Origin of the sequence: Plantactinospora sp. ZYX-F-223, assembly GCF_039649625.1 — a bacterium.
GTDB lineage: Bacteria > Actinomycetota > Actinomycetes > Mycobacteriales > Micromonosporaceae > Plantactinospora.
In genome coordinates, this window is record NZ_JBDJAV010000107.1 from 1 (window position 1) to 8,106 (window position 8,106).

The 8,106-nt window shown below is 69.6% G+C and carries 8 protein-coding genes; 4 read left to right on the forward strand and 4 right to left on the reverse strand.

All coding sequences use genetic code 11. The features are described from left to right. The first annotated feature begins 65 nt into the window (after window positions 1-65). Window positions 66-941 (forward strand): NADP-dependent oxidoreductase, encoded by an 876-nt coding sequence (locus AAH979_RS42070; protein WP_346263705.1) that lies wholly within the window; start codon window positions 66-68, stop codon window positions 939-941. A gap of 53 nt (window positions 942-994) precedes the next feature. Here the strand turns inward: AAH979_RS42070 and AAH979_RS42075 are convergent, their stop codons facing one another. Together AAH979_RS42075 and AAH979_RS42080 are read right to left on the reverse strand one after the other, a co-directional pair. Beyond that, on the reverse strand, window positions 995-1,252 hold the full coding sequence (locus AAH979_RS42075) for a transposase (protein WP_346263706.1): 258 nt from the start codon (window positions 1,250-1,252) through the stop codon (window positions 995-997). 223 nt (window positions 1,253-1,475) lie between these two features. Next, window positions 1,476-2,015 carry an Rrf2 family transcriptional regulator gene (locus AAH979_RS42080; RefSeq protein WP_346263707.1) on the reverse strand — a complete coding sequence of 180 codons (540 nt, stop codon included), beginning with the start codon at window positions 2,013-2,015 and terminating at the stop codon, window positions 1,476-1,478. Window positions 2,016-2,097: 82 nt separating this feature from the next. On the opposite strand from AAH979_RS42080, the gene AAH979_RS42085 reads away from it, so the two are divergent. Both AAH979_RS42085 and AAH979_RS42090 read left to right on the forward strand, forming a co-directional pair. Then, entirely contained in the window at window positions 2,098-2,895 is a 798-nt protein-coding gene (locus AAH979_RS42085) for an NAD(P)H-binding protein (RefSeq protein WP_346263711.1), read from the forward strand. A 190-nt stretch (window positions 2,896-3,085) separates the two neighbouring features. Beyond that, a complete protein-coding gene (locus AAH979_RS42090) occupies window positions 3,086-3,310 on the forward strand; it encodes a zinc-binding dehydrogenase (RefSeq protein ID WP_346263712.1) in 225 nt (74 codons plus the stop codon). A 746-nt stretch (window positions 3,311-4,056) separates the two neighbouring features. On the opposite strand, the gene AAH979_RS42095 is transcribed toward AAH979_RS42090, so the two are convergent. Further along, window positions 4,057-5,025, reverse strand: a complete 969-nt coding sequence (locus tag AAH979_RS42095; RefSeq protein WP_346263708.1) for an SDR family NAD(P)-dependent oxidoreductase — start codon at window positions 5,023-5,025, stop codon at window positions 4,057-4,059. Between the two features lie 84 nt (window positions 5,026-5,109). On the opposite strand from AAH979_RS42095, the gene AAH979_RS42100 reads away from it, so the two are divergent. Next, window positions 5,110-6,078, forward strand: coding sequence for an AraC family transcriptional regulator (locus AAH979_RS42100; protein ID WP_346263709.1), 969 nt, complete (start codon window positions 5,110-5,112; stop codon window positions 6,076-6,078). Window positions 6,079-6,729: 651 nt separating this feature from the next. Here the strand turns inward: AAH979_RS42100 and AAH979_RS42105 are convergent. Then, window positions 6,730-8,106, reverse strand: a 1,377-nt coding sequence (locus AAH979_RS42105; protein ID WP_346263710.1) for an MDR family MFS transporter, incomplete at its 5' end; no start/stop codon positions are given.

Genomic DNA, 8,106 nt, shown 5'->3' on the forward strand with positions numbered 1-8,106 from the left:
TGTGTTTCATCCCCAGGGGCGGCCGGCGGGCTAGTCGGATGCGGTCGGAAGGGAGCGGGCGTCGGATGAGCATGATGCACGCCGTGAGAGCTCACACCAGGGGCGGGCCGGAGCAACTTGTGTACGAGGAGGCGCCGCGGCCGGAGCCGGGGCCCGGTGAGGTGTTGGTGGCCGTGAAGGCCGCCTCTATGACACCCCATGAGCTCAGCTGGCCGGCAACCTGGACGCACAGCTTGGACGGGACAGGACCCGCGCGCACGCCGATCATTCCGTCGCACGAGTTCTCTGGAGTCGTCGCGGCGTCCGGGGCGGGGGTGGAAAGCCCCGCTGAGGGGGAGGCGGTCTATGGCTTGATCCCTTTCACCCGCGATGGCGCGGCGGCCGAGTACGTCGTCCTACCCGCAGCCGTCCTGGCGGCCAAACCCGCCGTCGTTGACCACGACCACGCCGCAGCGCTCCCGTTGGCTGCGTTGAGTGCCTGGCAGGCCCTGGTGGATCACGCCGACCTGCAGGCCGGGCAGCACGTGCTGGTGCAGGGCGGTGCCGGCGGCGTGGGGATCTTCGTGGTGCAGCTCGCGGCCGGTCTCGGCGCTCGTGTGAGCGCCACGGCGGCGGCGGCCGACCTGGGGTTCGTCAAGGGGTTGGGTGCCGAGCAGGTCATCGACTACGCGCACGACCGCTTCGAGGACCACGTTCGCGACGTGGATGTGGTCGTTGATCTTGTCGGAGGGGCCACGCAGTCGCGGTCCTGGTCGGTCCTGAGACCGGGTGGCGTCCTGGTTTCCCTCGTCACCCCACCCGACCAACAGGAAGCAGCCCGGTATGGCGTTCGTGGGGTGTACTTCGTCGTCGAGCCCAACCAGAACGCGTTGCGTTCCATCGCCGAGTTCGTCGATAGCGGCCGGTTGAGGCCAGCGCTGGACCGCGTGCTGCCCCTCTGAGACGCGCTCAGGTTACGAGGCGCTGGAGACGGCCAAACGTCACGGTAAGATCGTCATCCACGTCGCTGACTAGTGCTCATCATGCAGCCTTGACCGAGCGAGTAATCCGGGTGACGGATCTTGGAGTTGATAGCGAATCCGGACCTGGGTCGGGCTTGGCGGTTGCGGTTGCGCCATCGGATGTAGTCGCCGATCGCGGTGTTCTGTTCTGGGTGGGTGCGGTAGTCGGTGCCGTTGAGGGCGAAGTACCGCAGGGCGGCGAACTCGGCCTCGATCCAGTTCAGCCAGGACGCGTGTGTCGGCAGGAACACCGGGTCAATGTGGTTGGCGGCGCACCAGGGCGCGGAGCTCCGGGTGCTTGTGGGGTGAGAAGTTGTTCAGGATCAGATACAGCTTGTGTTCAGGATCGGATACAGCTTGTCGTCGGGCCAGCGGCGACGCAGGGTCTTCAGGAAGTTGAGGAACTCGTGTCACCGTTTCCGGTCACGGATGCGGTGGGCAGGAGCCCGGCGATCTCAGCGCGGAGTGGGACGGTCATCGACTCGGCCGAGGCGGGGGGTCGGCGGCATGCGACCTCGGCGATCGGTGCGACGGCGTGGAACCCGTCGTCGGCGTGAGGAGGGATCGGGTGCGGGCCGGTGCTGTCGGGGGCAGCGTGGCGATGATGTCGGCGAGTGAGACGTCGGCGAGGCTGCGCCGCCACGCGTCGTGCGCGTCGGCCATCTTCTGGGCGAGGACGCAGGTGTTCTGGCACTGCTCGGGAGGGAGTGCTCCCCGTCCTTGTTGGCGGATCTCGCGGCACTCGTACGGCGGGGAGGTGCCGTCGACGGCTTCCACGATCCGCAGCAGTGTGATCTCGGACGCCGGTTGCGCGAGCCGGAACCCGCCGCGTGGACCTGTTGTCGCGGTCAGCACGCCGGCCTTGACGAGATCTTGTAGCTGCTTGGCCAGATAGGCCGCCGGGAGGTCGTAGTACTGCGCGAGCTGCGCCGCCGACGCGGTGGCTCCCGGATCGAGTTGCGCCAGTGTCGCGGCGCAGTGCAACAGCCATTCGGTGCTCACGGGCAGCTTCACAGTGTCAGCGTATCGCAGATATTGCGGATCTGCTAAGTCCGAGATACTGTCGGTCCGGTAGCGAGCGAGAGGAGAGATCGTGATGCGAATCGCAGTCGCCGGGGCGACCGGGAACATCGGCGCCCTCACCGTCGCCGGCCTCGAACGGGACGGACACAACGTCGTGCGGATCAGCCGTTCGCTGGGCGTGGACCTGTCAACCGGTGACGGACTCGACCAAGCCCTCACCGGCGTCGATGCGGTCATCGATGTCACCAACGGGCCGGCTACCAGCTACGCGGAGACGGTGGCGTACTTCGGCACCGCCACCCGGAACCTGCTCGCCGCCGGGGAGCGGGCCGGTGTCCGACACCACGTTCTGCTCTCGATCGTCGGGATCGATCGCGTCGAGGGCAACGCACACTACGCTGGCAAGCGCGAGCAGGAGCGTCTCGTGGCCGCCGGTCCACTGCCGTGGACGATCGTCCCGGCCACGCAGTTCCACGACTTCGCCGCGATGGTCGCGGGTTGGACCGAGCGCGACGGCGTCGCGACGATCGCGCCGCTGCTCGTGCAGCCGATCGCACCGCAGGACGTCGCCGACATTCTCGTCGAGATCGCGGCGGGCGAGCCGCAAGGCCGCTACGCCGACGTCGCCGGCCCGGAACCACAGGACCTCGTCGACATGGCACGACGCACCAACGAGACGCGCGGCCACAAGGTGAAACTCGTGCCGACGTGGTCGGCCATCTTCGGCCCGGCGATGGCCGGCACCGTGCTGCTGCCCGGCCAGGGGGCCCGCATCGCGCCGACCACCTTCGACGAATGGCTCGCGGGACAGCGACCAGACCACACATCCAACAGCCACACCAGCGCCGAACTCCGGCCGGCGTCAAACTGATCAGGCGCACTCCGAGCCGGACCCAGCCGAAGAAACGGCGTCGTCGGGTACGGCCCGGAGTCACGCTGACATACAAGGGTCCACTTGCCGACGACTTCACGTCGGCCGTCTCGGGGCGCTGTCATCGTCATCACGAAGCTGCCTGGTCTGACCACGCTCGGTCATTTCAAGGCGGAGCGATGCGCGCCGGATCGCGGCTTACCGAGCCACCAGCAGCCGCGGAACCAGAGTGCGGACCCTGTTCGTGCCCGACCACGCCGCCCGGATAGACAAGCTGGACGAAATCCGCCGCCTCGACGAGTCAGGAGTACTCATCCCACGAGTCGCGAAAACCCTGCCAGCCGCCGAGGCGCCCACCGCGCACCGCCGCTTCGAGGCCGGCGGCGTCCGCGGCCGGCTCGTGCTCACCTTCTGAACCAACCCACTACCGCTCGGCCCAGTCCGACGGCATGACGCCAGCCAGCCACACCTCACCCTCGGCCGAGACGAGGCGCGTCAGCTGTGGCTGCCCCTGCCCCGCCCGGATTCTCGACCAGATCGCCGCCGAGCGGCAGCACGAGCAGGACGAGGCAGCGCTGGCCCCTGGACTCGGTCCTCGCGTTCCAGACCATGAAGGCGCTCGCGCTGCCCTGCTTGAGCGGTGGTCCGACTTGCTGGATAGGTGGCCCCGGAATAACCGGCAATCAGGAGGGTTTATGAGGCTCAAGCGTGTGGGCCGGTTCGACACTACCGGCGCGTTGGTCGCCGCGGCACTCGGCGCGTCGATTGTCTTCACCCGTCGCCGGCCTCCGCGGCAAGCGATGATTGGAAGTGCGGGGGGCTGCGCTCGCTGGCTGCCCTGGAATAGATGAACTTACCACTGCAGGGCCGGGTATGGCTTGGCCTGGTCGGGCTGCCTGCTACGGCAACCTGGTCGGGATCGGCCTGTTTGCGTTGCTGCTGATCGGCGGGCCGTGTGCCCTGGTGATCGCCCAGACCAGCCGCATGCGCCCCGACATCCCGGTCCTGGAACCCTCCGACCGGCTGCTCGCCGAACTCACCGTGCTCATCGGCTACCGCGCCGACTTCGTCGGTCAGCGCGTGAGACCGGACCCCCGCCCCGGTGTGCCGGGAGGCGCCGAGAGGCGCGGCGCCGACGGGCGCCGCGCCTCTCGGGCGTGCTCAGCGGGTTGCCAGGACCTGCTCGGCGTACGCCCAGAGCCGGTCGGCGGCCGCCGGGTCGACGGCGTGCTCGGCCACCCCGGTCATGGGTTCCGGACCGCCCGGGACGACCTCCGCCTCCTGGTTGTCCTCGAAGTAGCGGCCCGTGACACCGACCAGCAGCGGTGACCCGGCCAGCAGTACGGAGGTCGCCGCGCCCTGAGCGGGGGTCTTGAAGTAGTCCGGCACCGTTCGGTTGCCCGCCTCGTCGATCGTCACCCCGAACGAGCGCAACGTGTCGTCGTCGAGGTGCCGCTGCAGGTTGGTCATGATGTAGCCCGGGTTGGCCGCGTTGGCGGTAATCCCGTCCGCGGCCCAGCGCCGGGCGATACCGACCACGAGCAGGACGTCGGCGGTCTTGGACTGGAAGTACGCCGCCCAGGGGTCGTACGGCTGCCGTTCGAACTGCGGGTCGTCGAAGTCGACGGCCCGGCGCAACTGCGCCCCGGAGCTGACCACCACCACCCGGCCGGGTCCGGCGCGGAGGTTGTCGCGCAGGCCGCGGGCGAGCGCGAAGTGGCCGAGGTAGTTGGTGGCGAGTTGGAGTTCCCAGCCCTCGGCGGTGAGCTGCCGGTCCGGGACCGCCATCACGCCGGCGTTGGCGACCAGCGAGTGCAGCGGGCCCTCCCAGGCCGCGACGAATGCGTCGACCGACGACAGGTCGGCCAGGTCGAGAGCGACCGCCCGGACACCGCCCGGGCCGAGTCCGGTGAACTCCTCGACCAGCGCGGCGGCGCGGCCGGGATCACGGGTGGCGACGGTCACCTCGGCGCCCGCGCCGGCCAGGGCGCGTACCGTTTCCGCGCCGATCCCCGAGGCGCCGCCGGTGACGATCATCCGGCGTCCGGTGAGGTCGACGCCGTCGAGGATCTCGGCGGCCGTCGCCCGGGCGGTGAACGGAGTGGTGGTCAGGCGTGCGGTGGCTGTCATGATGGCAACGTTACGAACGGCCCGGCCGGACCAGCCATGGTTCAGCGTCCGCCGCTCTTTCGCGTGCGTCCGAGGGAGGTGCGGGTGGACCCGCTGGAGGATGTGCTGGCACTGCTCGACGCGACGAGCCAGGTGTCGGCGGGGCTGGCCGCCGGTGGCCGCTGGGCGGTCCGGTTCCCGCCGCCGGCCGGGGCCAAGTTCAACGCCGTCCGGCGCGGTTCCTGCTGGCTGCGGGTCGACGGCGTGCCGGATCCCGTCCGCCTCGGCACGGGTGACTGCTTCCTGCTGACCCGGCCCGTGGCGTTCACGCTGGCCAGTGACCCGGACCTGCCGGCCGAGCCGGCGTACCCGATCTTCGCCGCGGCCGGCGACGGCGTGGCCCGCGCCGGCGACGGCGACGACGTCTTCCTCGTCGGCGCCGCGTTCACCTTCACTGAGCGGGCCCGCGCCCTGCTGCTGGACAGCCTTCCGCCGCTCATCCAGGTGCCGGCCGGCATGCCGGAGGCCAACACCGTGCGGTGGGCCCTCGACGAACTCGACGCCGAACTGCGCGGCAGGCCGCTGGGGGCGACCCTCGTCGCCGAGCGCCTCGCCATCGTCATGCTGGTCCGGGTCCTGCGCCTGCACCTCGCCCGTGACGCCGGGCCCACCGGCTGGCTGGCTGGCCTCGCCGACCCGACGGTCGCCGCCGCGCTGCGGGAGTTGCACGCCCGGCCGGCCCACCCGTGGACGGTGGCGGAGCTGGCCCGGGCCGTCGCAGTCTCCCGGTCGACGCTCGCGTCCCGGTTCAAGGACGTGGTCGGCAAGGGCCCCCTGGAATATCTCACCGAGTGGCGGATCGAGCTCGCCGCCCACCGGCTCCGCCGGGGCGACGACACCGTCGCCACCATCGCTGGCGCCGTCGGCTACAGCTCCGAGAGCGCGCTGAGCGTCGCGTTCAAGCGGACCACCGGCCACTCGCCGCGCGCGTACCGCAGTCAGCTCACCAGGCCCGCTGACCACCCGCCGGCCCGCCACGGGGCGTTGGACGGGCCGGCGAGTCAGGGGCGCTGAGACGTTCGCGGCAGGAGCCGGGGTACCCCGTGCACTGCGGTTGGACGTCCGGCGGTTCTCCTGGAACGTCTCGGGAGTTGGCCGACCGCGAGGGCCGGGAGGACCCGCCGGAGCGGTGAACGCCTCCGACGGTGGTGGGACCCGGCATGGCGCTGGGCCCCACCGGTGTCACATGGCGCTGAGCAGGTCGCGGGCTGACGACCGGATCGGTGTAGTCGCACCGGGCCGCGATGCGGCCGTCCGTGATCTCGTAGACGGCGAGGTACATCACGGGTGCGATCGGTCCGCCGGGGAGGCCGAAATGGTGGATCTGCTCGGCCAGCACGACGTCGCCGTTGACCGCCTGGTGCACGGTCTCGAACCGGACCACCTCGAAGTGCGGGAACGCCCCGCCCCACATCCGCGTCAGTGCCTCGCGGCCGTGGATCTCGTCGTCACCGTAGCCGCGGAACACCACATCGGGCTGCTTGCGGCTGATATACCGGGCCGGGCGATTCCGGGGAGTAGCCCGGCCCGGTGGATACCTTCATAGTGTTTTCTATAAGGTGACAGCGGAGGATCGATGGATCGGATGGCCCGTTGCAGCGCCTCCCGTCGGCCAGCAGAGCCCGCACGTCTCGCGTCTCTCGATGACGGCGCTCTGCTGTGTGCTCATTTCGTTGAATCTCCTGGTACAGCCTGATCGACCGTCCGAGGCAGCAGCGCCATCAGCGCCACCAGGACGACGGCGGCCGGTACGCCCCAGATGAGGATGTCGGAGATGGCCCCGGCGGTCGCCTCTGGGCTCTGGGTGTGGCCCTGGAGTTCCCGGCTGAGCAGGTTCCCGAAAACTGCTACCCCCAGCGAGATGCCCAGGCCGCGAATGGACACCGTCGCGGAGGAGGTGGCGGCGAGATCCGCAGGGGAGGCCGCGTTCTGCGCGACGACGACCAGGTTCTGCATCAGCAGCCCGAAGCCGATGCCCAGCACGCCGATCTCCACGGCGAGCAGGGCGTAGCCGGTGTCGGGATTGAGCTGGCTCAGCAGCGCGAATCCCAGCACCGTGATCACGGAGCCAGCGAGCAGGTACGGCTTGAACCGGCCACTCGCGCTGATGCGGGCACCGGCGATCGATGCTACCGCCATGAATGTAAGGACGTACGGATTGAGTGCTAGGCCCGCCTGGGCGGCGCCCATGCCATAAGCGGATTGCAGATACGTGGGCAGGTACATGATCGAGCCGCCGAGTAATGCGCCGAGCAGTGCGCTGGCGGGTAGGGCGACGCGCAGTGTGGGGTTGGTGAACAGCCTCAGCGGAAGTAGCGGGTTCGTCGCGCGTCGTTGCCGCCACACGAACAGCGCCACCAGCACTGTCAAGGCACCGATCAGCGCGAGTATCACGCTGGAGGTCCATGCGTACGTGCGGCCACCCCATTCGGTCACTAGCAGCAGGCTCACCGTTGCGCCCGCGATCAGGCCTGCCCCGGCGAGGTCGACCTTGCCGTCCCCGCCGGTCATGGGTAGCCGTAGCGCGATCGCGATGAGGGCCATGCTGAGCAGGCCGAGGGGTAGGTTGAGGTAGAAGATCCAGCGCCAGCCCCAGGCGTCGGTGATCGTGCCGCCGGCGAGCGGGCCGCCTACGCTGGCCAAGGCGAAGACGCCGCCGGTGAAGCCCTGGGTCCTGCTGCGCAAATGCTGCGGATACAGCTCCGACAGGGCGATCGTGGGAAGCACGAACATTGCACCCGCGCCGATGCCTTGCAGGGTTCTTGCGGCAATCAGCTGGGGCATCGTCTGCGCCAGGCCGCACAGCGCGGAGCCTGCCACGAACACAGCGGCCGTGGTGATAAACACCGGGCGCCGACCGAACCGGTCGCTGATGCGTCCGTAGAGCGCGCCAGTCGCGGTCGAGGCCAGCACGTAGGACGTGACGATCCAGCCAATCGTATCCATGCCGCCCAAGTCGGCGGCGATATCGGGAAGTGCGATGGCCACCACCGTCTGGTCCAGGACCGACAACAGCATGCCGATCAGAAGGCCGGCCGTGGC

What these genes read in the sequence shown, in the direction of transcription:
- AAH979_RS42085 (WP_346263711.1), top strand. Translation starts at nt 2,098, where the DNA reads ATGCGAATCGCAGTCGCCGGGGCGACCGGGAACATCGGCGCCCTCACC.
- AAH979_RS42095 (WP_346263708.1), bottom strand. Translation starts at nt 5,025, where the DNA reads ATGACAGCCACCGCACGCCTGACCACCACTCCGTTCACCGCCCGGGCG.
- AAH979_RS42070 (WP_346263705.1), top strand. Translation starts at nt 66, where the DNA reads ATGAGCATGATGCACGCCGTGAGAGCTCACACCAGGGGCGGGCCGGAG.